This is a genomic window from Martinezella multihospitum (assembly GCF_900094585.1).
In the GTDB taxonomy this organism is placed as follows: Bacteria; Pseudomonadota; Alphaproteobacteria; order Rhizobiales; family Rhizobiaceae; genus Rhizobium; species Rhizobium multihospitium.
Map to the genome: position 1 here is coordinate 191,272 of NZ_FMAG01000008.1, position 23,189 is coordinate 214,460.

At 59.8% G+C, this 23,189-nt stretch carries 20 protein-coding genes; 8 read left to right on the plus strand and 12 right to left on the minus strand.

Annotated features, from left to right (window positions below; translation table 11 throughout):
* Positions 1-115: 115 nt before the first annotated feature.
* Positions 116-286, plus strand: coding sequence for a hypothetical protein (locus tag GA0061103_RS35155; RefSeq protein WP_167376662.1), 171 nt, complete (start codon positions 116-118; stop codon positions 284-286).
* A 188-nt stretch (positions 287-474) separates the two neighbouring features.
* Here GA0061103_RS35155 and repC read toward each other — a convergent pair whose 3' ends face one another.
* The 4 genes from repC to GA0061103_RS27580 form a co-directional block, all read right to left on the minus strand.
* On the minus strand, positions 475-1,698 hold the full coding sequence (repC, locus tag GA0061103_RS27565) for a plasmid replication protein RepC (protein ID WP_092716823.1): 1,224 nt from the start codon (positions 1,696-1,698) through the stop codon (positions 475-477).
* Between the two features lie 187 nt (positions 1,699-1,885).
* Positions 1,886-2,920 (minus strand): plasmid partitioning protein RepB, encoded by a 1,035-nt coding sequence (gene repB / locus GA0061103_RS27570; RefSeq protein ID WP_092716824.1) that lies wholly within the window; start codon positions 2,918-2,920, stop codon positions 1,886-1,888.
* Positions 2,917-4,140, minus strand: coding sequence for a plasmid partitioning protein RepA (repA, locus tag GA0061103_RS27575; protein ID WP_092716826.1), 1,224 nt, complete (start codon positions 4,138-4,140; stop codon positions 2,917-2,919). Before repA ends, repB begins: the two co-directional genes overlap by 4 nt.
* Positions 4,141-4,999: 859 nt before the next feature.
* Entirely contained in the window at positions 5,000-5,905 is a 906-nt protein-coding gene (locus tag GA0061103_RS27580; RefSeq protein WP_092716827.1) for a LysR family transcriptional regulator, read from the minus strand.
* A gap of 90 nt (positions 5,906-5,995) precedes the next feature.
* Here GA0061103_RS27580 and GA0061103_RS27585 point away from each other — a divergent pair, with 90 nt between their 5' ends.
* The gene (locus tag GA0061103_RS27585) at positions 5,996-6,961 is read left to right on the plus strand and encodes a nitrilase family protein (protein ID WP_092717132.1); all 966 of its coding nucleotides are present in this window, start codon (positions 5,996-5,998) and stop codon (positions 6,959-6,961) included.
* A gap of 38 nt (positions 6,962-6,999) precedes the next feature.
* Here the strand turns inward: GA0061103_RS27585 and GA0061103_RS27590 are convergent, their stop codons facing one another.
* Both GA0061103_RS27590 and GA0061103_RS27595 read right to left on the minus strand, forming a co-directional pair.
* Positions 7,000-7,620, minus strand: a complete 621-nt coding sequence (locus GA0061103_RS27590) for a class GN sortase (RefSeq protein WP_208603575.1) — start codon at positions 7,618-7,620, stop codon at positions 7,000-7,002.
* Positions 7,617-9,869, minus strand: coding sequence for a marine proteobacterial sortase target protein (locus GA0061103_RS27595; protein ID WP_092716829.1), 2,253 nt, complete (start codon positions 9,867-9,869; stop codon positions 7,617-7,619). Before GA0061103_RS27595 ends, GA0061103_RS27590 begins: the two co-directional genes overlap by 4 nt.
* A gap of 170 nt (positions 9,870-10,039) precedes the next feature.
* Here GA0061103_RS27595 and GA0061103_RS27600 point away from each other — a divergent pair, with 170 nt between their 5' ends.
* On the plus strand, positions 10,040-10,801 hold the full coding sequence (locus tag GA0061103_RS27600; RefSeq protein ID WP_092716831.1) for a helix-turn-helix domain-containing protein: 762 nt from the start codon (positions 10,040-10,042) through the stop codon (positions 10,799-10,801).
* An 8-nt stretch (positions 10,802-10,809) separates the two neighbouring features.
* On the opposite strand, the gene GA0061103_RS27605 is transcribed toward GA0061103_RS27600, so the two are convergent.
* Positions 10,810-11,559, minus strand: coding sequence for a 2OG-Fe(II) oxygenase (locus GA0061103_RS27605; RefSeq protein WP_425349549.1), 750 nt, complete (start codon positions 11,557-11,559; stop codon positions 10,810-10,812).
* Between the two features lie 234 nt (positions 11,560-11,793).
* On the opposite strand from GA0061103_RS27605, the gene GA0061103_RS27610 reads away from it, so the two are divergent.
* On the plus strand, positions 11,794-12,303 hold the full coding sequence (locus GA0061103_RS27610; RefSeq protein ID WP_092716835.1) for a cytochrome P460 family protein: 510 nt from the start codon (positions 11,794-11,796) through the stop codon (positions 12,301-12,303).
* Positions 12,304-12,462: 159 nt separating this feature from the next.
* On the opposite strand, the gene GA0061103_RS27615 is transcribed toward GA0061103_RS27610, so the two are convergent.
* Positions 12,463-13,614, minus strand: coding sequence for an MFS transporter (locus tag GA0061103_RS27615; RefSeq protein ID WP_092716837.1), 1,152 nt, complete (start codon positions 13,612-13,614; stop codon positions 12,463-12,465).
* Between the two features lie 299 nt (positions 13,615-13,913).
* Between GA0061103_RS27615 and GA0061103_RS27620 the strand changes: the two genes are divergently transcribed.
* Positions 13,914-14,828 (plus strand): hypothetical protein, encoded by a 915-nt coding sequence (locus GA0061103_RS27620; protein WP_092716838.1) that lies wholly within the window; start codon positions 13,914-13,916, stop codon positions 14,826-14,828.
* A 115-nt stretch (positions 14,829-14,943) separates the two neighbouring features.
* Here GA0061103_RS27620 and GA0061103_RS27625 read toward each other — a convergent pair whose 3' ends face one another.
* Together GA0061103_RS27625 and GA0061103_RS27630 are read right to left on the minus strand one after the other, a co-directional pair.
* Positions 14,944-16,155, minus strand: coding sequence for an MFS transporter (locus GA0061103_RS27625; RefSeq protein ID WP_092716840.1), 1,212 nt, complete (start codon positions 16,153-16,155; stop codon positions 14,944-14,946).
* Positions 16,156-16,166: 11 nt separating this feature from the next.
* The gene (locus GA0061103_RS27630; RefSeq protein ID WP_092716842.1) at positions 16,167-16,991 is read right to left on the minus strand and encodes an aldo/keto reductase; all 825 of its coding nucleotides are present in this window, start codon (positions 16,989-16,991) and stop codon (positions 16,167-16,169) included.
* Between the two features lie 167 nt (positions 16,992-17,158).
* Between GA0061103_RS27630 and GA0061103_RS27635 the strand changes: the two genes are divergently transcribed.
* Positions 17,159-18,067: a LysR family transcriptional regulator gene (locus GA0061103_RS27635; RefSeq protein WP_092716844.1), complete on the plus strand. Its 909-nt coding sequence runs from the start codon at positions 17,159-17,161 to the stop codon at positions 18,065-18,067.
* Positions 18,068-18,160: 93 nt separating this feature from the next.
* Complete coding sequence (locus GA0061103_RS27640; protein ID WP_092716846.1) at positions 18,161-19,603, plus strand: GAD-like domain-containing protein; 1,443 nt, start codon at positions 18,161-18,163, stop codon at positions 19,601-19,603.
* A 126-nt stretch (positions 19,604-19,729) separates the two neighbouring features.
* On the opposite strand, the gene cueR is transcribed toward GA0061103_RS27640, so the two are convergent.
* Positions 19,730-20,179: a Cu(I)-responsive transcriptional regulator gene (gene cueR, locus GA0061103_RS27645; protein WP_092716848.1), complete on the minus strand. Its 450-nt coding sequence runs from the start codon at positions 20,177-20,179 to the stop codon at positions 19,730-19,732.
* Positions 20,180-20,235: 56 nt separating this feature from the next.
* Complete coding sequence (locus GA0061103_RS27650) at positions 20,236-22,728, minus strand: heavy metal translocating P-type ATPase (RefSeq protein WP_092716850.1); 2,493 nt, start codon at positions 22,726-22,728, stop codon at positions 20,236-20,238.
* 160 nt (positions 22,729-22,888) lie between these two features.
* On the opposite strand from GA0061103_RS27650, the gene GA0061103_RS27655 reads away from it, so the two are divergent.
* The gene (locus GA0061103_RS27655; protein ID WP_092716851.1) at positions 22,889-23,083 is read left to right on the plus strand and encodes a heavy-metal-associated domain-containing protein; all 195 of its coding nucleotides are present in this window, start codon (positions 22,889-22,891) and stop codon (positions 23,081-23,083) included.
* Positions 23,084-23,189 lie beyond the last annotated feature (106 nt).

Sequence of the window (23,189 nt, forward strand, 5' to 3'; positions counted from 1 at the left end):
CCGAAATGCATTACAAAATTGTAAGGGTGCTATTCATTTTCGGTTAAGTCGCAATCGGGCATCAAAGTCATGCGTAAACACGCAGCATCAACCCCCAATGCTTACGAGGTTTAACATGAAAAGCCTGCTTCTTTCTTCCGTTATCGCCCTGGCTTCGGTTGTCGCCGTCAGCGCCCCCTCCCAGGCAGCGCCGTTCCATCGTCATCACCACGATTGCGTTGTGAAGACCGTGAAGCATAAGGTTCATGGCCACTGGGTCGTTCGCAAGGAACGTGTCTGCCGTTAATCCAACGCGCAGATCTATGCCGTCGGCAATGTTCGACGGTCAATGGACGGCCATAGCAGAAGGATCGGCTGTGGCCGTATCATTTGATGGAAATGACATGTCTCGCTGCCCGTTCGCTTTGCAGTACCAGGGGCTTACCCCAACGGCGCATATCAGGTCGTCAATATCCCGGAAACCGAGGCAATCCATCACGAAACCCTCAATACGATATCGCTATCTCCGTTATTTGCTCGGAGCAATGCCATAAGCGCCGGGCCAAGTGAAAATTCACCGCGTTTCGCCTTGGACGTAAGATCCCGAAGATAAGCGCCGGCCGAATTGATATGCCCTGATCGCTCGAGAATGCAAGCTATCGTCGCGGCAGCATTTTCCGGTCCCATTGTCTCGCAAGCATGCTGATAGGCCGAGGGGCTGACGCCCAGCATCGATCGTACGACGACAGCCGCAGACATCAGGTCCCGCCAGCTGTTGATGATGCCTGTCGGCCCATACGAGCTTATTTCCGGGCACGCCTTCAGTACAAGAGCTAACGGGAAGATCCGCATTGGCTCTTTCTGTGATCCGCTTCCCTCTATGGATCTCACTTCTAGCTTTGTTCGAAAGCTTGGTTCAAGTTCATTAAGGGATTCGGGATTCGAACTCTGTATGTGCCGCTCATTATGGGCATCATTGGTGCTACAATTTTCAATTTTTTGCTGCGTTTCCAGAAGGTTGATGATTTCACAGCGAAGAAGCTCCATATCGTCGAGAATGGAGATGATGTCGGACATCGTTGGCGAACGAGGAATGCGGGCGACGAGGGCGTTATAGCTGTCTTCGATCGGTGCCCAGTTGCCTCCGACGCCTTCGGTGACCGCCGCTGCAATCAGTTTGCGGACGTCGCGCCGGCAGATCGTCAGGCTTTCCCTGGCGCGGCGGAATGCGATCCGGTCTGCTGCGACCTGCTGAGCCATGATCGCAAGCTCTTCGGCACGCAGCAGCAGCGGTGAGATATCGAAGCCGAACGCATTTTCGATCTCGCCCGTCCTGCCTTTTCTCGCATAGCGCTTGCCATTGGCGCTATCCCTTCTGACGATCAGGCCGGCCTCGACGAGAAGCGCGAGATGCCTGCGAAGTGTAGCTCCTGCAATGCCGTGAGCGCGCAAGGTCAGCTGCGCGTTGGACGGAAAGACAACGAGCTGGGCGTCCTGGCGAAGTTCATTTTCGGGATAGAAGCTCAAGAGAGCGTCAAGTACGGCAAGGCTACGATCCTGCAATCCGAGCTTTTGTCGTGCTTCGGATGCGTCTCGAAAGACCTTCCATTTGTCGACCGATTTACTGGGCTCGATCCTGGTCGCGGCAATCTGTTGCCGTAACAAGGCAAGCGTCATCGGCCGCCGCCCAAAAGGCGTCGTTACACTTCCATTCTGCATTTTCCTCACCTTCAAGAGGCAAAAGAAATACGATCACCAAAAACGGTGCCAAAAACTCTTGACTGGGATTCGGGGAAATGCGATTCTTCAGTTGCTACATTGAAGAGAAGGCTTCCACGACGGCAACGTTTGGGGGCCTTTTTTCTTTTGCTAGGTTTCCTTTCCAATCAGAAAACCCTGACAGCTGTCAGGGGTTGCGGTTGTTTCTCGAACGAGTGAAGCGCTCGACAAGATCCGGCAGCGCTTCCTCGACAAATCTTACGAATTCCGTACCCAACTTGCCTTCGGCAGCGATTCGAACCTCCCGAGGCGACGTCATAAACACACCCAGCCTGGTTCCCGACGTATCGGAAATCGCGATCTGGGTGTTGCGTGCCTCAGGCGGAGGCTTGATCGCCTTCAACGCCACCTGAAATCGCTGGTCCGAAGTTTCATTGGCCTCATTCGCGTCGGAGAGGGCGGCGCGCACCACTTTAAGGGCATTGGGGGCGGCGGATATTGTCTTCGCCAGGTCTAGCCAACGCGGCCGGCCGACTTTCGGAGCCCTGCCGATCGCTTCGATGATATCCGCCGGAATCGTACGATAGACGCTCCGCATTCGTGCGAGCTCCGCATCTTCGATAGAAAGGGCCGCATAGATATGGCGTGCCTTGATGCCTGCATCGTCCATGCGCGAGGCAAACAAGGCGCGTTCGATCCATGTCAGATCTTGCCGACTGGCATTTTCAATACCCTGGGCCAGAACCAGATCGAGATCGGAGATCTCGACCTCTATGGCACGGACGGTACGGCCGAGCTCGAGAGCGGCCCGCCATCTGCGATGGCCGTAGACGACCTGATACCGATCACCGGAAGAGGGGTGTCGTCGTACCTGGATCGGAACCTTCTGACCTTCCTCCTCGAGGGAGCGCTTGAATCTCTCGAAATCATGGGGATCGTCGTCGGGCAGGCGATCCGGATAGGGCGATGCATCGATCGTATGCGGATCGAGATCCTGAATCCAGCCTTCGCCGGATTCGACAATGGCACGCAGCCGGTCGCGCTCCGCACGTATATCGCCGATTGCGCGATGCGCGGCGCCGATCACGCCAGCACCGACGCGCCCCGACTGTGCGGGGACAGGGGTAGGAGGCGTCGGATCTGCCGTGCTTTCGCTGCTTTCCAGTTCGGCGGAAAGCAGTCCGAAACTGGCGACGATGGATTTTCTCGGGCTTTTGGTCATCCACGCCCCCAACTTGTATTGATGAGATGAACGATGGCTTCGTTGACGGCGTCTACGGCCTCGCGGGCGCGCTTGTGCGTGTCTCGGCCGATCTGCCCCATTTCGAGTTCGTAGAGGGAGCGCTTGGCAAGTCCGGCAGCCTCGACCGCGGTGCTCTCAATTGCCGTTGGCAAGAGGACATCGGTGCCGAAGAGATGGCGTAGCATCGCAACGACCTGCGATTGAGGCGCATCGTTCGGATCGTGGCGCGTAACCAGATAGCGGATGAAATCCTGATCGAGCTGCGCGCCGCTTTCGTTGAGCACGCTGATAAGATCGCCCATCATGAGCAGGAATTGGCTCATCGATGCCACGTCGAGCATGGCCGGATGCACCGTGATGATCATGCTTGTGGCGGCGTAGATGGCGCTCAGGGTCAGAAACCCGAGCGACGGCGGCGTGTCGAGGATGACGATATCGTAGTCGCTTTCGACCTCGGCAAGCGCCAGCTTGAGGCGCTCGAAAAAGATGGCGCCGGAGCCGGACCGTTGGGCGAGAACGCGCGGCGTCTCGTGCTCATACTCCATGACTTCCAGGTTGCCCGGAATAAGATCAATGCCGTCAAAATAGGTTTTGCGGATGATTTCGCGGATCGAGCGCCTCTCGGCCGCATCGTATCTGAGCGCCGCATAGATGGTTTCGTTGGCGCCGACATCGATTTCCGGCTGGGCGCCGAACATGGCCGAAAGCGACGCCTGCGGATCGAGATCGAGGGCGAGTACGCGATAGCCATGCAGCGCAAGATAATGTGCGAGGTGGACGCAAGTGGTCGTCTTGGCACTGCCACCCTTGAAGTTGGCTATCGCCATCACCTGCAGATGCTCGCCCGGCCGGCGCCGAGGCAGGAAGCGAAGGGCTTCTGTTGGCTTCTGCTTGGCAAACAGCTCCCGCAATTCGTTGATCTGGGCAAGCGTGTAGACCCGATGATTGTTCTCCAACCGGCTCGGGGCAGGGCCTCGGCCTTCGCTCGACATCAGTTTCAGGGTCGAATCCGGGATCGAGGTCAGCTTGGACACTTCATTGGTCAGGAACTGGCGCAGCATCTTCTCGGATTTCGGCGGATACATCCGCGTTCTGAGCTGCTGGAGCTGACCAGACAACACCGTTGCATGGCGCGCAATTTTGCTCGCTGCATTTTCCTTTGAAGGAGCTACAGTCTCCGTGCGGTTCGCTATCGCCATTTGTCCCTCTTGGCGGCCTGTCGCCGGTTTGCCGACCTTTGCCCGCCAGGAGATAGAACACGATTCTGTCAGGCCGTCCAGAGATTAACGGTTAATGACCGGTTAACGTGTGACAGCCAAGACTCTGTCCTTCGCCATTTAATACACTGCTTTTCCTATATTTTCTGCAGTAAGTCGTCGAAGATGGCGGCGGTGATGACTCACACCTTTTGATAGTAACGTGCGGCTGCCGTCGATCGCCAGACGCCTATCCGGCTAAGATTAGCGACGATTATCGTGATGAGAATCACCATATCGGTCCGGGTGAGTCGCAACCTCACGGATGATCTCCCCCAAATCTCAGCCTTCCTTCTCCGTCGATGCAGATGAAACGATGGTGCAGAATCTCGTGGTTCGGCATCCGGGAAGCTTAGGCGCGGCAGTCTCTCTTTCTGTACCAACGGTTTCCCTTGGCCATCAGATGATCTCGACATCGGCGCTGTCGAAGCGTCGCGGAAATATCCGTTGTGGACGAATCATTACCGTCCCTTGCCGAAAGGCGGGTCAGCTCTAGTTTGCGAATCATTAATGATTTGTGAGGGTTAGTGATTTTGAGTTATGATTGGAGCGGCGTCAGGACACGGCGCATCAAAGCGATCAAGATGGCGGTTTCCGTGGTGATTGCCGTGGCAATTCTCGGCACGCCGACAATGCTTTGGCTGCATGGTTCGTTTTGACCATCAAGGTGCCTGAACCGTCCGCCGACGACGTCGGGCGGGCTCACGTTTAGCGCCTTTCGGACAATGGGGTTGGAATGCATAACCCCATTGCCGGCAACGAGAACGATCGCTTGCATCGTAGAATGCCGATGCGCGAGACTTTATCTCGATTGTCGATCGGCCTGCGAGCGGTCGAATTCCAGATTCTTCGATACATGATCGATAAAGTGCGCCAGCAGGGGGCTCGTATGGTTGCGATGCCAGCAGATCCCAATCGGCCATCTTGATTCCGGTCCCGAGAGAGACAGCTTGTGGCTGGACCCTGCCAATGCCTGCACGCCACGCCAGGGCAGGAATGCCGCGCCCAGGCCGGCGGAAACGATGGCATGCACGGTCAGTATGTCGTCTGCATATTGGGCGATGCGAGGCTCGAAACCAGCAAGCGAACACCAGCGCCTGATCTGGTCATCCAGCCCCGGTCCGCGCGAGGGCGAAAGTGCCACGAAGCCAAGCTCGTTCAGCTCCGCCAGCCGATCCTGAGCCGGCATGGTCACGCCACTTGGCAGCACCAGGGCCAGATGCTCTTCGATGACAGGCATGAAAGCCAGGCCGCTATCTTCCTCTGGCGCCCGGCAGAAACCGATATCAAGCCGGCCGTCGAGCAGGCGCTGATGCTGTTCCCGCGATGGCAGGTCGTTGAGCGTGATGCTGCAATCCGGCGTCGCCGTACGGAAACCGGCGATCAGCTGCGGCGCGACGACGAGGGTCGATATTCCAAATCCGATATCGAGGTATCCGGTAAGGCCGGCCATGGCGCGATGCATCTTCCGGTCGACATCGTCGTTCAATTGAAGAAGCCGGCGCGCTTCGCGCTGCAGAAGTTCTCCGAGAGGTGTGAGTTTGGCGCCATGGCGGCCACGTTCGAACAACGCTCCGCCCATTGCCGCTTCCAAAGCTTGAATTTGCTTGGTCAAGGTCGACTGGGTGACGAACAGTTTGGCCGAGGCTTTGCCGTAATGGCCGGTGTCGATCAATTGAACGAAGGATCGGAGGAGTTTTATTTCCATTCTATCTAGGAATAATTTCAATCGATAAAGTCATTTTACGAAAGAGAAGCCGCATGGTCAAATTGCTTCATGACGAAAGGAGCAATCGACATGACGCTCAAAATTTCATCCGTGCAGTTTCAGCACCGGGCCAATGACAAGGCCTACAATCTCTCGCGCATAGAGCATTTCACGGAAGAGGCCGTTCAAGCAGGCAACCAGCTCGTCGTCTTTCCCGAGATGTGCATCTGCGGATATTGGCATGTTCCCAAGCTCGATGGTCCTGCGCTGCAGGCGCTGGCGGAGCCGCTCTCCGGTCCCTCGATCAGTCGAGTAGCCGCCTTGGCGCGGGAGAAGGGCATCGCGATCGGCGCCGGCTTCCTCGAGTTGGGTGAAAACGGAAAGCTCTATAACAGTTATGCGGTCTGCATGCCGGACGGCCACATCCATTGCCACCGCAAGCTGCATGCCTGGGAGCATCGCCTCATTTCCAGCGGCGATACCTTCACGGTCTTCGACACACCTTGGGGAATTCGTGCCGGCATCCTGATCTGCTGGGACAATAATCTGATCGAGAACGCGCGCGCCACGGCGCTGTTTGGCGCCGAATTGCTGATCGCACCGCATCAGGCGGGCGGCGGCCATTCGGTAAGCCCGCATGGGCTGAAGCGGATACCGATCGAAAAATGGATCAATCGCCACGAAGATCCGGAGGCGATCGAGGCCGAATTTCGAGGTCCGAATGGCCGGGAGTGGTTCATGCGCTGGCTGCCGTCGCGCGCCCACGACAATGGAATGTTCCTCGTCTTCAGCAACGGTGTCGGACAGGATGAAGACGAGGTGCGCACCGGCAATGCCATGATCCTCGATCCCTATGGGCGCATCCTGGTCGAAACCTGGGCGGCCGCCGATGTGAGGGTGAGCGCTGAAATCGATCTGGCCTTGCTCGACAAGTGTACGGGCCAGCGCTGGATAAGAGGCCGCCGTCCGGAGCTCTATGATATCCTGACACAAGCCAATGCCAACGGCCTCGCACCCATGGACGCACGCTACTCGGAAGCATCTACCCGCACCTAGCGGATAGGGTAGATTCCATACGGCTTTCTGGCGGCGGTCTATTTCGCCGCCGTTTCTTCGAGATCGCCATAGACCAGATAGCGAAGCGGCCCCGAGGTCACGGCGTCGAAGGGAAAGCATGTTGCCAGGACGAGATGGGCGCCGCGCGCGTTGGGGTCGATCTCTGCTTCATCCCAGCGGGCAACGGCCATGTGGGTCACGCGGAAAGTGAAGGTCCGGCCATCGCTGCGTGTGATGCGGATACGGTCGTTCTCCCTGATATGTCTCAGGAATGTAAAGTGGGTATCGCGGTGTGCCGCATAGACGGCCGTACCCTCTTCGCCCGCCTGCGGCGTGTTGTCGAGGTGGCCGGGACCGAAGGCAAGAGCCTGGCCGCTTGCGCCCTTTAGCGCGATGGCGGAAATGCCAAGGCGCGGAACCTCGATACGCGCCACCGGCCATGTGTCGGCCCAACTCCAGGGCTTGACCGGTGCGCCTGATATCACGCTCTCGGCAAAGGCACGTTCCAGCAGGACTTGCGCCAAAGCCGCCTTGGCGTAGATCCATCCTCCCTGTGCGGCGAAGAAAAGACCGGCGGCGATGAGAATGCCGGCCGCAAAAGTCAGAAGGGAGCGCGCTGGCGCGCTCCCGATGGTTTGGAGGCGAGTGGCGGCGATCATGCCCGGCTCCTTCGCGATGCGAAGACCAGCAGCGAAGCCCCACACAGAAGAGCAAGCAATCCCTGGAGAATGAGAAGCATTCCGGGCGTTGCGGTCTGCGGTAGCGGAACGCTGGCCGGAGCCGGTGCGGAGATAGGCTCAAGCTCAGCATCGGCACTCTGCGACTTGTCGGCTGTCTGCTGATGTCTGGTGTCGGCTTTCGCATCCCGTGTTGTACCGATGCCGAGGAGCTTGTTGTAATCCCAGCCCGCGGGAAGCTGCAATGGAATGTCGGCCTGTGTCAGCGGCGCGTTTGTCGGTCGCAGACGCCTGCTATCGACGGCGACGAGACTTGTCAGACGCGTGACCAGATGATGGTCGAGCGCCAATTGCAGGATACGCTTGTCGGCATCGGCCTGCGTGATCTTGCCGAGCGTAAGATTGACCTCGGCATCGTCGATCTGGTGGCGAGCCCAGATCTTCGAGATACCCTTGGCATTGCTTGCCTGATCGAGCCGCAGGGAGATCGTCCACGGACGGTCACCGATCTTGCCGCTGACGGTCAGGGTTCCGGCAGCCTTTTCCATCCGGGCCGCCAGAACGAGCGGTTCGCCGTGGTAAATGTCGGGCAGGAGATTGGGCGATAGGTTGACATTCTTTTCCGAAAAGGCAGCCGCGACATCGGTGACAGCCGGGTTCTCCAGCTTGTCGAAGAGGGCGCGCATGTGCTCGTTCACTTCGGCGACCGAGCCGATGTGGGTAAAGCTGCCGCGGCCGAGTTCGGCGGCGCGGCTCATCAGGTACGTGTTCGGCGCCGAGCCGATGCCGACCATGAAGATGCGCGAGCGTCCACGCGACTTTGCGATCGCATCGAGAAGCTGCTGCTCGTTGCTGACTTCGCCGTCGGTGAGAAACACGACTTGGCGCAACCCATCGGCCTGATGGCTGTCGTCGAGCGCGGCATGGAGCGGTGGCAGCATTTCGGTTCCGCCGGCAGCCTGCAGGCCGGTGACGAAGCCGCGGGCCGAGGCGATATTCTCAGTCGTCGCCATGACCGAATCGGGGAAGAATTTGGTCATCGTGTTGTCGAAGCGAATGACGTTGAAGCGATCGTTCGGCTCGAGCCGGGACAGGGCATAATCGAGGCTCGCCCTTGCCTGTTCGATCGAGGTGCCGCCCATCGAGCCGGAATTGTCGATGACGAAGACCACTTCGCGGCCGGCCTTTTGCGGCGTCGCCACTGCGGGCGGCATCACATAGGCAAGCAGGTAATCATCCTTGCCGACATGCTCGCGAAAGAGACCGACGCTCGGCATATTGCTTGCGACGGCACTCCATTCGAGCACGAAGTCGCGGTCGGCAGTCGCGTCACCATCCAGGACGATCCGACGCGCGCTATCGCTTACTTTGTCGATCTTGACCGTGTGATAGAGGCTTTTGATATCGTCGAGCGGAAAGCCGGCGTTGAGATTGACCTTGAGGGTGACAGGGTTGGTGCGGCTGCTCTCCGGCGCCAAAAGCGGCGCGGAGACGGGCTTGTTGCCGGCATCGTGGGCCGATTTCTCCTTGGTGTGTCCCCAGCCGGCCTTCAGATCGGCCTGCTGTGTGATGGGCGATGTGTCCTGTGGGGTGTAGCGCGGTGCGACGACGAGCGGAACCCGCAGGGAGAAGCGGCCGTCCGCCAGGCGGACCGACTGCTGATATTCGATCTGAACGACGATTTTTTCATGCGGACCGATGTTGGCGACCGCATTGGTAAAGACGTTCGGACGCTGCTGCTCCACGAGCGCGGCCTTCTTCCCCTGCTTGCGGGCCTGCTCGTAAATGGCGCGCGCAGCCTGCTTTTCCTTGATATCGGCGACGACGACCCGGTTGCCGACGATCATCTTCAGGGAATAGACGGCGCTGTCTTCCGGAAGAGGAAATACGTAGAGGGCTTCGACCCATTTGTCGGTCGTGTTCTCGAAGGCTTGGGTCAGGACTGCGCGTGCGGTCGGTCCGTTGACGTCGAGATCGACATCGGTCGCGAGGCGGGGTGCCTCGATATACTTTCCCTCTTCCTTGGTCTGAAGAAGAAGGCTGCCCGTACCCATTTCGTTCGACGTGACGAAGGCTGCCGGCTGCGCGTGCGATTCCAGGGGATGCAGCAGTGCGAAAATGACGGCAAGCACCGGCAGCAGGATGGCATTGCTGAACCAGAGTAACAGGCCGAACCTGATGAGGAAATTTTGCCGCTTTTGGTAGCGCGAGATGTTTGGCGAGGCTGACATGACAGGCTCCTTATTCGCTGGTGGAATGACTGAAGCCATTGTGAACAAAGGCTATTTTCTCGCCAGCGTAAGCTTTGCCCTGTTTCGTCCGCATCTTGCCGCAAACGGTCTTGCCGGTTACGGCCATGTGTGGAATTGTGAAGAAAATTACGCAATCAGGAAACGAGTGAATGGTCCAGGGCGACCCGTATTTGTCCGACAGCCAGAACAGCGCCGTGGCGGCGCGGGTTCGGGAAGAGATCGCCCGACGGCGTATTTCCAGGCAGCGTCTTGCCAATGACGCGCGCATCAGTCTTTCGACCTTGGAGAAGGCTCTTTCGGGCCACCGGCCCTTCACGCTGGCGACCCTCATTCGGCTGGAGCAGGCGATGGGCGTCGTCTTGCGGGAACCGGCAGGAACGCAAGCTCCTGTCGTTAACGACAGGCCCGGCCATGCGCCTGAAGAGCTTGGTGCCTATTCCCGCGCCTCGGTTTCCTGGCTGGAAGGCACCTACCTGACGCTTCGTCCGTCCTTCGGCGATGCGAAGGCGATTTTCGCCTATTGCACCGAGATCGCCTGGGATGGAGAACGGACCTGTCTGAGCTTCCGGGAACGCGAGCGTAGCGACGCCTCGTTTTCGCAGCAGGGGTCGGTGTCGGTGCCGCACCTGTCGGGGCATATCTACCTGGTGACGAATTCGTCCGGGCAATATCGCATGGCGATATTGTCGAGGCCCAGCATCACCGGCGAAATGTTCGGCTTGCTGACGACATTGCGCGCCGGTCAGGGCTCGCATCTCACACCCGTCTCGACGCCGCTCGCCCTCTTGCCGATGTCAGCTTTCGCGCAGCCGTCGCTGGGGCGCGTCTTGGCGGGCGATCAGAATTACGACGCGTACTCGGCCATCATGCACAGAATTACCGGAGAAAATTACGCCGGCTTCGTTGGGTAGCGACGCCCTTAGCGGGCGTCGTGAAAGATGATGCCGACGGTGTGGCGCATGCCTGAGCGGACCCGGCTTACCCCGTGCCTGAGATTGACACGGTAGCTCCCTTTCGTTCCCCGCACGGGGCGATTGTGGACCGCAAAGGCGACGGCGTCGCCTTGTCGAAGCGGCACGACTTCCACGCGGCTTTGCATGCGTGGTCGCTGCTCGGTCAGGACAAACTCGCCGCCGGTGAAATCCCGGCCCGGTTCGGAAAGCAGAATTGCGACCTGGATCGGAAAGGCAAGTTCGCCGTAGAGGTCCTGATGAAGACAGTTGAAGTCTCCCGGCACATATTGCAGCAGCAGCGGCGTCGGGCGCCTCTGACCGGCCTCATGGCATTGCCTCAGGAAGGCGGCATGCTCATCGGGGTAGCGTTCCTCAAGGCCCATGCGTTCATTCCACCGGTTTGCGATATCGGCGAGATGAGGATAGAGCGCGGTGCGCAATTCACCGAGAAGCCCCGGCAGCGGATAGTTGAAATAGCGGTATTCACCTCTTCCGAAACCGTGACGCGCCATGATGATGTGGCTGCGGAAATGACGTTCCTCGGGGTAAAGACGGGAGATTGCATCGCATTCGCCGGGTGCGAGAAGCTTCGGAAGGATGGCACAGCCGAAGCCGTCAAGTTCTCTCGCCAGCGACGTCCAGTCGTAGGCGTCGACCCGGCCCGCAACGGGGCTTTCCAAGGAACCCGGAGCAAAAGTGGAGATCAATGTGTTCATGTTCATGTCCTCGGTCTGGGTAGGCTTTCGAGGGCATTCGAGGTCCCCGGATGCCGCAATAACCTGAAGCCTAGCGTCCGAACCGGAGCGGTGGCCACCCGATTTCCGATGAGCAGCTCACACGAATAGGTCTCCCCGGCTACATTGCGATACAATCGGGCCGTTTCCTGAAATCTCGCGGATACAATTCCGGGCGATCTTCCTGCCAGATCATCCATCAGGCAGGAGGCCAAAATGAAATTTGCATTCCTCGGTGCATTTGCGGTCTCAAGCCTTGCTGTCGGCATTGCCGCTTCCCAATCGGCAAGTTCTGCAACGCCACCGGAAAACGCCTCGCCGATTTATGGCGTAACCATACCGGAAGGCTATAGAGACTGGAAATTCATTGCGCCGGCGCAGGAAGCTCCGCCGCTCGACGAACTTCGCGCCGTGCTCGGCAACGATATCGCCGTCGACGCCTACAAGAAAGGCACCCTGCCTTTTCCGGACGGCTCGATCCTCGTCAAGCTGGCCTACAAGCGCAAGCAATCGACAGAGTTCGCGCCGGCAACCGTGCCGGGCGCGCCGACGACGGTACAGGTCATGGTGAAGGATTCAAAGAAATACCCCGGCAGTCACGGCTGGGGTTTCGGGCGGTTCGTCAACGGCAAGCCGGTCGATGTTGCCCAACATGAAACCTGTCTCAGCTGCCATGTCGGCAACGTCAGGGATCACGACTACGTCTTTACGCGCTATGCGCCGTAACGTCATCGCATGGGATGCATTGCCGTCCGATACCGCGCGGTCGGAGCTGGCCCATTTTTCCCGGCTTGACGCTCCGGCTCCTCGTGTCAAGTCCGTGAAAGCGTCTAAGCGAGTGCCGCTGGATGCGATCCCTGGAAAAGGCCGAATGACACAAAGTCCTTACGCGAAGGCGCTGCGGCGGCCCGAAAGCGACCCGACGCCTATGAGCGCAGCCAGGATGACCGGGATGCACACGAGGTAGGCGGTGCGGATACCCGCATGCTCGGCAACGAATCCAAGCAGCGGCGGGGCAAGGAAGAAGACGACGAAGGACATTTGTCCAAGCGCTGCGACATTGACATGGGCCGGACGGTCGGTGCGTTGGGCGGCGGCTGAAACTGCAAGCGGATAGACCGCGCTGCAGCCGGCGCCCATGAAGGCAAAACCGAGGAGCGCCACATTGGGGTGCGGTGCCAGCCAGACGGCGCAGAGGCCGGCGGTCGAAAGGAGCAGCAGCGAGAGCGCCACGGAGCGTGAGCCGAAGCGATCGACGAAACGGTCGGCAAACAGTCTCGCCAATGCCATGAAGAAGGTGAAGAGCGTCAGTCCGAGACCGCCGATGAAGGGCTCGACGTGGAAGACGTCGCGCATGTAGATCGCCGACCAGTCGATGCCTGCGCCCTCGACGAGGAATGCCGCAATGCCGATCACACAGAGAGGCAGCAGGCCGAATGTCGGCAGCGCGATATGCCCGGCCTCGGGGTGGTCCTGCATCGGGCGTGCCGGCGCATTGCGCATGCCGGCAATGACAAGCGAACCCACGATCAGGACGAAGGTGAATGTCAGGGCAAGGTGCAGCTGCATCGAAATGCCCGCCTGGCGGATGGCCGACGATATGAGGGCGGTGACGAAAAAGCCGAGGCTCCAGAACCCATGGGCGCGGTTCATCACGCCCCGGCCGAGTTGCGCCTCGATGCGGTCGATCTCGACATTGAGGTTGATTTCCAGCGCTCCGGCCAGCAGACCTTCGCAAAGCAGAACGGCAAAGACCAGGGGAGCAACGCCCATCCAGGGCACGAGCGCCAGGGACGCAGACGTTCCGAGCACGGTGATGAATGCCGTCTTGCGGGCGCCAAGGCGTGCAACGATGGGAGAGGCGAAGGTGAGCGATATCAGAGCGCCGATGGCCGCGCCGATCAGCGTCAGGCCGAGCTCGGATTTGTTGATCTGCAAGGCGTCCTGGAGGTCGGGGAGGCGCGACAGCATTGCGCCCATCGATACCGCAAAGAGGAAGAAGCAGACATAAATTCGCTGCTGCGGTTCAAGACGCATTTTTATGCTCCGGAGAATCTGAACACAGATGAGATGGAGAGGGTCTATCCGAAAGCAACTAGGGCTGGCAATACGAGCCGTATCAAATGATCAGGCGATCAGGGTCCCAAGCCGATTTCGTCAGCCCGGTCTGACGCCGCCAGAAACAAAATCGACCGTCTGGACAAATAAGTTCGCCGACCTAACTCCCCCGGTTGGACACGCATAAATCGTATCGCCCGCTGCCTCTCAGCGGCATGGCGATTTGGGAATTTCATTTTTCATTCTTCGTCAACGGATCAAGAAACGGCAGATCAGATATGGGATTAGCACCGCTCACCAGGCCGACGGGCCAGACGCCGCAAACGGATTTGAACAGCTACAGGCTGATACCGCTCTCCAGCTGCCCTATTCTCGGGAGCGATGCGGCATCGGGCTTGCCGTCCGGTGTGCTTTTTTCCGGCCGATCCTTCGAAGCGGTGAGCGACAACTCCCTGTCCTGCTGCGGTCGCTATAACCTGAGGAACAGCCTGCATCAGGGCGTAGCCGCGATTGGCGATGACGGACATCTGATCTTCGCGGTCAACAGCTGGGTGAGTGGCCAGCGCTGCACGGTCATGGGTGCCTTCGACCCCATGGGCAAGCCCGTTGAGCCGACCAAGCCCCAGCAGGATTTGCTCGGAAAGTATTTCCAGTCGCCGGAGCGTCCCATCGTTCTCGATTCCAAGGCCAAGAGCGACATCGGCTTCAAGACGAATGGGCTCAATCCGAACGTCGGCGTCTATGTCGGCAACAAGACGATCATCTTCGACCTCAACGCACGGTCGTCGGATGGTAAGACCGAAGGCAGCGCCACGATAACGACTGATTTCAACGGCAAGGTTCAGGATCAACTCTACAAGCTGTCGACCAAGGGTGATAATTCGTCGCTGAGCGGAAGCTATGAACGGAAAGGCACCCAGACAGCGGAGAGCCTGGAGGCATCATGGGACAAATGGTCCGTAGAGGGCAAGCATTCCCGAGATGGTACAAGCAGGAACCGCGAGCTTAATCTTTCCTATCGCGCCACGGACAAAATAACGATCAAGGCGTCCTGGAGGCCGGACGTGAAGCCGCCGTCGACACCGCCGCGCATAACGGACTATTCGATCTTCTCAGCCACCAACCCTAACCCCCCGCCGGCCCCTCCCAACTACAGCAACTATATGATCACGCTCGAAATCAAACTGCCCTGAGCAAGGCTGCTTCAATTGGGTCGAGCCGTCTGCGGCAAAAGACCGTAGACGGCTCGATTTTAACGGGCAGGCATCGAGAAACTTTTGATGCCTGATGTGGTGGCCAGCGGATTGATCAGGCGCCGCAATTTGCCGGCAGCGATGACGGCTTGCGCGTGCCGATCAATACCAGCGCCAGACCGGCGGCAGCCAGCAGGCCCCCGGCGATCGAGACTGCAGCATAACCGAAACCAAGGCTGATGACGGCTGCACCGGTTGCCGCACCCAGGGCATTGCCGAGATTGAAGGCCCCGACATTGATGGAGGAGGCAAGGCCGGGGGCTTCTGCCGCCGCTTCCATGACGCGCATCTGCACGGGCGGAACGATGGCGAATGCCGCGCCACCCCAGAGAAGCAGGCCGATGGCGGCTCCCGTGTGGGTGATCATCGCCAGCGGCAGCACGAACATGATGGCCGCGAGCAGCGCCAGGAAGATCTTGGTCGCACCGTCAAGCGACCAGTCGGCCAGTCGACCGCCAAGCCAGTTTCCGATCGTGAAGCCGATGCCGATCAGGACCAGTCCGAGCGTTACGAAGCTATTGGATGCGCCGGTGAGTTCGGTGAGCGCCGGAGCGACATAGGTATATAGCGAGAACATCGCGCCTGCACCCATGACGGTGGTTGCCATGGCAATGAGCACCGTAGGATGGGTGAGCACGGCCAGCTCCCGCCTGACATCGGGCATCGCACCGCGCTCGCCTTTCGGAAGAGCGACCCAAAGTGCGGCGATGGCGGCAATACCGATCAAAGCGGTCCCCGCGAAGGCCATGCGCCAGCCGATTGCCTGACCGACCCAGGTCGCGGCCGGCACGCCGCCGATATTGGCGATCGTCAACCCCATGAACATGGCGGCGACCGCGCTTGCCTGCTTTTCCTTCGGCACTACGCTTGCCGCCACGACGGCACCCAGACCAAAGAAGGCGCCATGGTTGAGGCTGGTGACGAGCCGGGCAAGCAGCAGCGTGAAGTAGCCTGGCGCCATGGCCGACATGAGATTGCCGATCGTGAAGATGCTCATCAGCAGCATCAGCGCCGTGCGCTTGCCGAAACGGCTGAAGGCAAGCGTCATGAAGGGGGCGCCGACCATGACGCCGATCGCATAGGCGCTGATGAGGAGACCGGCCGTCGGGATCGAAACGTCGACCCCTTTGGCGATGACCGGGAGAAGGCCCATCGGCGAAAACTCGGTCGTACCAATGCCAAAGGCACCGATCGCAAGGGCAAGAAGCGCCCATTGCGCATGAGAGGATGTTTGAGCCTTTGCGGCCGTCGAAATCTTGGCGTCCATGTTGAAACTCCTTAGGCGTCCCATTCGGGAGCGAGGCCCGGAGGGCTGACGATGCGGCCATCCGGGCGAGCGAAAGCGGCGATGGCGGCCATATCCGCCTCGTCGAGATTGAAGTCGAAGATAGCGATGTTCTCCTTGACACGCTCCGGATTGGCCGTCTTGGAGAGGGCGATATGGCCCTGCTGGATCAGCCAGCGCAGCCCGACCTGCGCGGCGCTCTTGCCGTATTTGGTGCCGATCTGCTGCAGCACAGGATCCTTCGGCACCGCACCGTCGGCCATGCCGTAATAGGCGGTGATCGCAAGACCGTTTGCCTTTGCGGCTGCAACGAGCGCGTGTTGGGGCAGGTAGGGGTGAATCTCGATCTGATTGGTCACGATCGGCGTGCTGGAAAGTCTGACCGATTCCCGCATCTGCGCGATATTCTGATTGCTGACGCCGACGAAGCGGGTCTTGCCGGCAGCCTTGACCGTGTTCAGCATCTCGATCTGATCGGCGACCGGCACCTTGTTGCCCGGCCAGTGCAGCAGAAGCAGATCGACGCGGTCGGTCTTCAGCTTGTCGAGGCTCTCGTCGACCGAAGCGGCGAACTTCTCCTTGCTGTAATTGTCGACCCAGACCTTGGTGGTCAGGAACAGTTCGTCCCGTCGCGCGCCGGCGGCCTGGAGGGCCTGTCCGAGCGCTTCCTCGTTCTGGTAGATCTGTGCGGTGTCGAAATGACGGAAACCGGCCTCTAATGCGACCGGGATGACGCGCTCCACTTCCGCGTCCGACATGCGGAATACGCCGAAGCCGAGCGCGGGAATTGTCGCGCCATGGGCAGTAACGGTGAGCATTGAAAACTCCTTTTGAAAGCCTCGGCGGCTTTGGCCGCCTTGAATGGGTCGAGTGCCGGATTTGAGGGCACAATCTCTTCGGCCTATGAAATAGAGAGAGCACACGCACTTGATAATTGGGTGAGTTTTCACATTATTTGTGAAATTAAATCAAAAATGGGTGCTCCATGGATAATCGCGTCGGCGAGATGCAGGTATTTCTTCGCGTGGTGGAAGCAGGCAGCTTTTCCGAAGCAGCGCGCCTGCTGCGCATGACGCCGTCCACCGTCAGCAAGCTGATCTCACGCATCGAATCCCGGCTCGGCGTGCGACTTGTCGAACGTTCGACACGGCGGCTATCGCTGACCCTGGAGGGCCGGATCTACTATGAGCGCAGCCAGGCCCTGCTGCATGATCTCGACGAGGTCGAGCAGGAGCTGGCACAGGGCGCGACGACGACAGGCGGCACTGTACGGGTCAACATTTCCGTTGCCTTGGGCGTGCTCGGCCTCGAACCGCTCTTGCCGGAATTTTGGCGGACCTACCCCAATGTTGTCGTCGATCTGTCGCTGTCCGATGAAATCGTCGATCTTTATCTCGACCGGACAGACATTGCCTTCCGGGTGGGATCTCTGCCGGATTCAGGAATGATAGCGCGCCGCATCGGCATCGCCCGTCGCAAGATCGTCGCCGCGCCCAGTTATCTCGATCGTCATGGAATACCGCTGACTGTCGATGATCTCTCGCGGCACAATTGCCTGGGGTTCAATTTCCGCCGTCTTGCACCCGTCTGGCCGGTAAGGGAAAGCGGCCGCATCGTCGATCGCGCCATGACAAGTTCGCTGCTCGCCAACAATGGCGAAACCGTGCGGCGCATGGCGCTGGCAGGCGTTGGGCTTGCCCGTATGGGTGATTATCACGTCCGCGCCGATCTTGCGGCCGGTCGTCTCATCGAGGTGCTCGCCGATGTCGTCGAGCCGGATGAGGAGCAGATTCATGCGGTCTTTCTCGGCGGCGCGCGCATGCCGCAGCGCGTGCGCGTCTTCCTCGATTTCGTTGTGCCGCGCCTCCGGCAATTCCTCGATGGGGAAGCCTGAGCCTATTGTCTCGATCGCGTGCGGAATGGGAAAAGTGCGTGGCGGAACGATCGGGCATCTTGTCCGGTGGACCCCGCCGTCCATATACAACTTATGTTTGATCGCCTTGTTCTTCCGTTTCGCCGCCTCGCTCTTTACCGTTTTGTCGAAGCGCATTCACCATCCCGGCAGGTTTCGCGGGCCGACGGTGAGCTTGTCGCCGCCTATGAAGGCATTCTTCCCGACAGCCTTCTCGAATTGTGGCGCCGCAAGGGGCTTGGGTTCTATGGCGAAATGCAACTTGCCCTGATCGACCCGCGGCCATGGCAGGCCGTGCTTAACCGATGGATCGTTTCGCCGCCGGATGACGTGCGGCGCGTCCCGATTGCGCTGACGCCATTCGGCGTGCTTCTCTATTACCGCAAGCTGACCGCGACCGACGAGGATGTCGTCTTCATCGATCCTGTATCGAAAACGACGAGCGACCTGGCCTGGAGCCTCGATGATTTCTTCAATCGGTTCCTTTGCGACAGGCAGTCGCTTGAATCCCTGATTTCTCCGGCATTGCTGCAGTCTGCGCGTGAGGAATGCGGAATGCTCTCATCGGGCGAGGTCTACGAGATCGACCAGATGCTGTTTTCGATGCAGATGCTGCGGATCGCAAAGGTCGATGCCTTCGAGATGCATCGGCGCCTTCGCGATGCCGTCGATCCGCCCAGGCCGACGGCCGAAAAGCCGACAACAGTGGCCGACGCCCTACCGGTCGAACATCGTCCCGCGTTCGATGATATCCCAGGCGACCAAGGATTAGCCGGCTTATATCTTTCTTCCTATATCGACTGGCACAGGCTTCTGGCGCTCCGGCCGGACGGTCGCTATAGCCTGTTGTTCTGGCGTATCCATCATCGGAGTTTGGAACGCGTCGAGGTACGTTTTTACACTGGGACCTATGAAACCTCCCGCAGCGCTCAAAATGACGAGATCGTCGCGCTCGACATCCGCTTGCGCGCCGATTCCCTGGGAAGTGATGCGCGCGACGACCGTCTCGTGGCGATGCGTTCGGGCGGCACCAGCTTCTTGCTGCGCGTCGACGAATTGGGCGACATCGCAACGGCAATCGGCGGCTGGGACGAAATGGGGCGCAGCGAATATTATTTCCGCCGGGTCACGCTGGATGAGGCTTTCGTGGAGGAGCCGAGCGATGGCCGATCGGCGCCGCCTTTTGCCGATCTTCCGCATGCCCTTAAGGCCCTGGTTCACGTCGAGCCGCTTCGCACGACGATTACGCATGTGGAGGACCCAAACCTCGACGAAGAAGACGAGGGCGAAGGCACGGTCATGTGCACGCTCGATCTTGGCGAGGACGACGGACTGCGCCACAACATGCCGCTTTATTCGCCCCCTGACACTGGCCGTCATCTCAAAGGCTGGATCTGGAAAATGGCCCCGCATGCGTGCAAGGTCGGTGTGAAATATCGACGGGGAGAAAACGGCACCATCGAACACGGTCCGGCGATCGGCGATATATTGACGACGCGCGCGCCGAGCGAGAGGTGAGCGAGGACCTGCGTATAGAAATTGAGATCCGGGCCAGCGAACACCTGCCACCAGTTCTGCAGGGGCAGCAGGCCGGAAAGCCGCAGCGCCGCCGAAACGATGGCGGTTACATCGCTTGCCCCGCTCTTACTGCAACGGCCGTGGTATCGCGCCGGTTCGAGGCTGGATCGACAGATTTTCGTCCTCCTGATCGGTCTCGAGCCGCTGCAGAATCGGGCAATGCGGACGATGGTCGCCCTGGCAGGAATTAACGAGCATGGTGAGCGTATGCTCCATGTCCTGCAGGTCGGCGATCTTTTTCTTCAGCGCTTCGATGTGACCCTGAGCCAGGCGCTTGACTTCCACGCTCTGTCGGGTTTCGTCCCGCCAGAGTTCCAGAAGCTCGCTGATTTCAGCGACAGCGAAGCCGAGATCGCGCGCCCGGCGGATGAAGCGCAGCATATGCACGTCGGTATCCGAATAGTCGCGATAGCCCGATGCGGTTCTGCCGGCCGCCGGAATGAGGCCGGTCTCTTCGTAGTAGCGGATCATCTTGGCCGAAACGCCCGATGCCTTTGCCGCCTGTCCGATATTCATAAACGTTCTCCTGACATAAGGCAGCCGGCCCCGAAAGGACCGGCTGCGTCCGATTGTTAGTTGATGACCCTGAAGCGGCGCAGCCGCAGCGCATTGCCGAGCACGAAGACGCTCGACAAGGCCATGGCGCCGGCGGCAAAGACCGGTGATAGCAGGATGCCGAAGGCCGGATAAAGCGCGCCGGCAGCGACCGGGATCAACGCCGTATTGTAGGCGAAGGCCCAGAACAGGTTCTGCCTGATGTTGCCGATCGTCGCCTTGGACAGGGCAATGGCATTCGGCACGCCCTGCAGGCTTCCCGACATCAGGACGACATCGGCCGCCTCGATGGCGATATCCGTGCCCGTGCCGATGGCAAGACCGACATCGGCCTCGGCCAGAGCCGGTGCGTCGTTGATGCCATCACCGACGAAAGCCACCTTGCCGTAACGGCCTTTGAGGTGGCGGACCGCCTCGACCTTGCCGTCGGGCAGCACTTCGGCCACGACCTCATCGATCCCCAACCGTGCGGCAATGGCCTTGGCCGTGCGGGCATTGTCGCCGGTGATCATCGCCACTTTCAGGCCAAGATCGTGCATCGCCTTGATCGCTGCCGGTGTCGTCGCCTTGATCGGATCGGCGACGGCAATGATTGCGGCGAGCTTGCCGTCGATCGCAGCATAGAGCGGCGACTTGCCCTCGTTGCCGAGGCGCTCGGCAACCACGGAGAAGCTGGCGACATCATGTCCAAGTTCGGCCATATAGCGATCCGCGCCGATCTCGATACGTTTGTTATCCGCCTTGGCTCGCACGCCGAAGCCCGTCATCGATTCGAAATCCGACACGCGTGGCAATACCAGATCTTCGGAGGCGGCTGCCTCGACGATCGCGCGGGCAATCGGATGCTCGGATTTTGCTTCGACGGCCGCCACCAGGCGCAGCACATGAGAACGGTCAAAGCCTGCTGCCAGTTCCAAATCGGTCAGTGCCGGCTTGCCTTCGGTCAGCGTGCCCGTCTTGTCGACGGCGACGACGCTTGCGTCCTTGAGCAGCTGCAAGGCTTCGCCCTTGCGGAAGAGCACGCCCAACTCCGCGCCCCGGCCGGTGCCGACCATGATCGAGGTCGGGGTGGCGAGTCCCATGGCGCAGGGGCAGGCGATGATCAGCACGGCAACCGCATTGATGAGCGCAAAGGTGAGGGCGGGTGACGGACCGAAATAGAGCCAGGCGGCGAAAGTTGCAGCAGCCACCACCATCACGGCCGGTACGAACCACATGGTCACTTTGTCGACCATGGCCTGGATCGGCAGCTTCGACCCTTGAGCCTCCTCGACCATGCGAATGATCTGCGAAAGCACGGTATTGCCGCCGACGGCCGTCGCGCGGAAGACAAAGGCGCCCTTCTGGTTGACCGTACCGCCAACGACTGCGCTGCCGATCGTCTTCAGGACGGGGATCGGCTCGCCGGTGATCATCGATTCGTCGACATAGCTCTCGCCCTCGACCAGCTCTCCGTCGACCGGAACCCGCTCGCCGGGACGAAGCTCGATGATGTCGCCGGAAACGACCGAACCGATCGGCAGATCGGCGGCCTTGCCGTTGCGCCGGACACGCGCCGTCTTGGCCTGTAGGTTGACCAGGCGCTTGATCGCTTCGGACGTGCGTCCCTTGGCCCGGGCTTCGAGCAGTCGGCCGAGCAGAATGAGCGTGACGATGACGGCGGCCGCTTCGAAATAAACGTTGATCGTGCCCGATGGCAACAGGCCGGGCGCGAAGGTCGTAACCAGCGAATAGCCATAGGCGGCCAATGAGCCGACGGAGACCAGCGAGTTCATGTCGGGCGCAAGGCGAAGGAGCGCCGGCAGCCCCTTTTTGTAGAAGCGGATGCCGGGAACGAAGAGGACGAGCGTCGTCAGTGCAAGCTGGATGTACCAGCTCCTTTGCATGCCGATCGTCTCTGCGATCAGACCGTGGACGCCGGGAATGAGGTGCGATCCCATCTCCAGGAGAAAGACCGGCGTCGTCAAAATCGCGGCGACGGTGAAATCGCGGGTGAGTTCTCGCCGTTCGGCATCTTTCTTTTCCGCGCGTTCGGCGTCTTCGTCTCCTTGGTCGGCGCTTATGATTTTCGCCTCGTAGCCGGCGCTCTCGACCGCTGCGATAAGGCTTGCCGCGTCCGTCGACCCTTTGATCGTGGCCCGCTCGGTCGCAAGATTGACGGCGGCCTCACTCACGCCCGGCACGGTCTTCAGCGCCCGTTCAACACTGCCGACGCAGGAGGCACAGCTCATGCCCTCGATCGAAAGCTCGACGGAGCCTCTGGCAGCGGTAAAATTCTCCGGGACGGAATAGCCGGCATTTTCGACAGCCTGGACGAGTTCCGCGTGATCGATGCCTGCCTGTGCCGTGATGTTCGCTTTTTCGGTGGCGAGATTGACCGATACGGCATCGACGCCCGGCACGTTCCTCAAGGCGCGCTCGACGCTGCCGACACAGGATGCGCAGCTCATGCCCTCGATGGGCAGAGATATGACAGTCGACAGATCCAATGACCGAACTGAACTATTCATGGGAGGTCCTTTCACGCTCCGGAATCTGAATGCGAAGGGAAGGTGAGGCTTCCAACCATGGGAAGGTCAATAGCATTTTTTTTGCTGGATGACACTTGACCTTACCATGGTTGGAAACTCCACCTTGAGTGCCGTGAGATCGAAACCAAGGAGAATTCTCATGGAGCTCAGAATCGACAACATGACCTGTGGCGGCTGCGCCAGATCCGTCACCAAGGCAATCCAATCCGTCGATCCCGACGCCAGGATCGAGACCAATCCGGACGCGCGCACCGTCAAGATTGAGACGACTGCCTCTCGGCCGGTGCTCCAGCAGGCTCTCGAACAGGCCGGCTATCCGGCAGTCGCGAACTGAGCAGTTCAGATCCTGAACGAGCTCCGCTGATCGTCATCGGCGCAGGCCCGCCGACCGCGCGGAACCGGCGGAAGGCAAGATTGCCATGATGAAAAGATGGCGCACC

Bases quoted from the DNA above. Each gene is read 5' to 3' on its own strand.
- GA0061103_RS27585 (WP_092717132.1), top strand. From the start codon at position 5,996: ATGACGCTCAAAATTTCATCCGTGCAGTTTCAGCACCGGGCCAATGAC.
- GA0061103_RS27595 (WP_092716829.1), bottom strand. From the start codon at position 9,869: ATGTCAGCCTCGCCAAACATCTCGCGCTACCAAAAGCGGCAAAATTTC.
- GA0061103_RS35155 (WP_167376662.1), top strand. From the start codon at position 116: ATGAAAAGCCTGCTTCTTTCTTCCGTTATCGCCCTGGCTTCGGTTGTC.
- GA0061103_RS27630 (WP_092716842.1), bottom strand. From the start codon at position 16,991: ATGCTCACCGTTACTGCCCATGGCGCGACAATTCCCGCGCTCGGCTTC.
- GA0061103_RS27620 (WP_092716838.1), top strand. From the start codon at position 13,914: ATGGGATTAGCACCGCTCACCAGGCCGACGGGCCAGACGCCGCAAACG.
- GA0061103_RS27655 (WP_092716851.1), top strand. From the start codon at position 22,889: ATGGAGCTCAGAATCGACAACATGACCTGTGGCGGCTGCGCCAGATCC.
- GA0061103_RS27650 (WP_092716850.1), bottom strand. From the start codon at position 22,728: ATGAATAGTTCAGTTCGGTCATTGGATCTGTCGACTGTCATATCTCTG.
- repB (WP_092716824.1), bottom strand. From the start codon at position 2,920: ATGACCAAAAGCCCGAGAAAATCCATCGTCGCCAGTTTCGGACTGCTT.
- GA0061103_RS27610 (WP_092716835.1), top strand. From the start codon at position 11,794: ATGAAATTTGCATTCCTCGGTGCATTTGCGGTCTCAAGCCTTGCTGTC.
- cueR (WP_092716848.1), bottom strand. From the start codon at position 20,179: ATGAATATCGGACAGGCGGCAAAGGCATCGGGCGTTTCGGCCAAGATG.
- GA0061103_RS27590 (WP_208603575.1), bottom strand. From the start codon at position 7,620: ATGATCGCCGCCACTCGCCTCCAAACCATCGGGAGCGCGCCAGCGCGC.
- GA0061103_RS27580 (WP_092716827.1), bottom strand. From the start codon at position 5,905: ATGGAAATAAAACTCCTCCGATCCTTCGTTCAATTGATCGACACCGGC.
- GA0061103_RS27635 (WP_092716844.1), top strand. From the start codon at position 17,159: ATGGATAATCGCGTCGGCGAGATGCAGGTATTTCTTCGCGTGGTGGAA.
- GA0061103_RS27625 (WP_092716840.1), bottom strand. From the start codon at position 16,155: ATGGACGCCAAGATTTCGACGGCCGCAAAGGCTCAAACATCCTCTCAT.
- GA0061103_RS27615 (WP_092716837.1), bottom strand. From the start codon at position 13,614: ATGCGTCTTGAACCGCAGCAGCGAATTTATGTCTGCTTCTTCCTCTTT.
- repC (WP_092716823.1), bottom strand. From the start codon at position 1,698: ATGCAGAATGGAAGTGTAACGACGCCTTTTGGGCGGCGGCCGATGACG.
- GA0061103_RS27605 (WP_425349549.1), bottom strand. From the start codon at position 11,559: ATGAACACATTGATCTCCACTTTTGCTCCGGGTTCCTTGGAAAGCCCC.
- GA0061103_RS27640 (WP_092716846.1), top strand. From the start codon at position 18,161: ATGTTTGATCGCCTTGTTCTTCCGTTTCGCCGCCTCGCTCTTTACCGT.
- GA0061103_RS27600 (WP_092716831.1), top strand. From the start codon at position 10,040: ATGGTCCAGGGCGACCCGTATTTGTCCGACAGCCAGAACAGCGCCGTG.
- repA (WP_092716826.1), bottom strand. From the start codon at position 4,140: ATGGCGATAGCGAACCGCACGGAGACTGTAGCTCCTTCAAAGGAAAAT.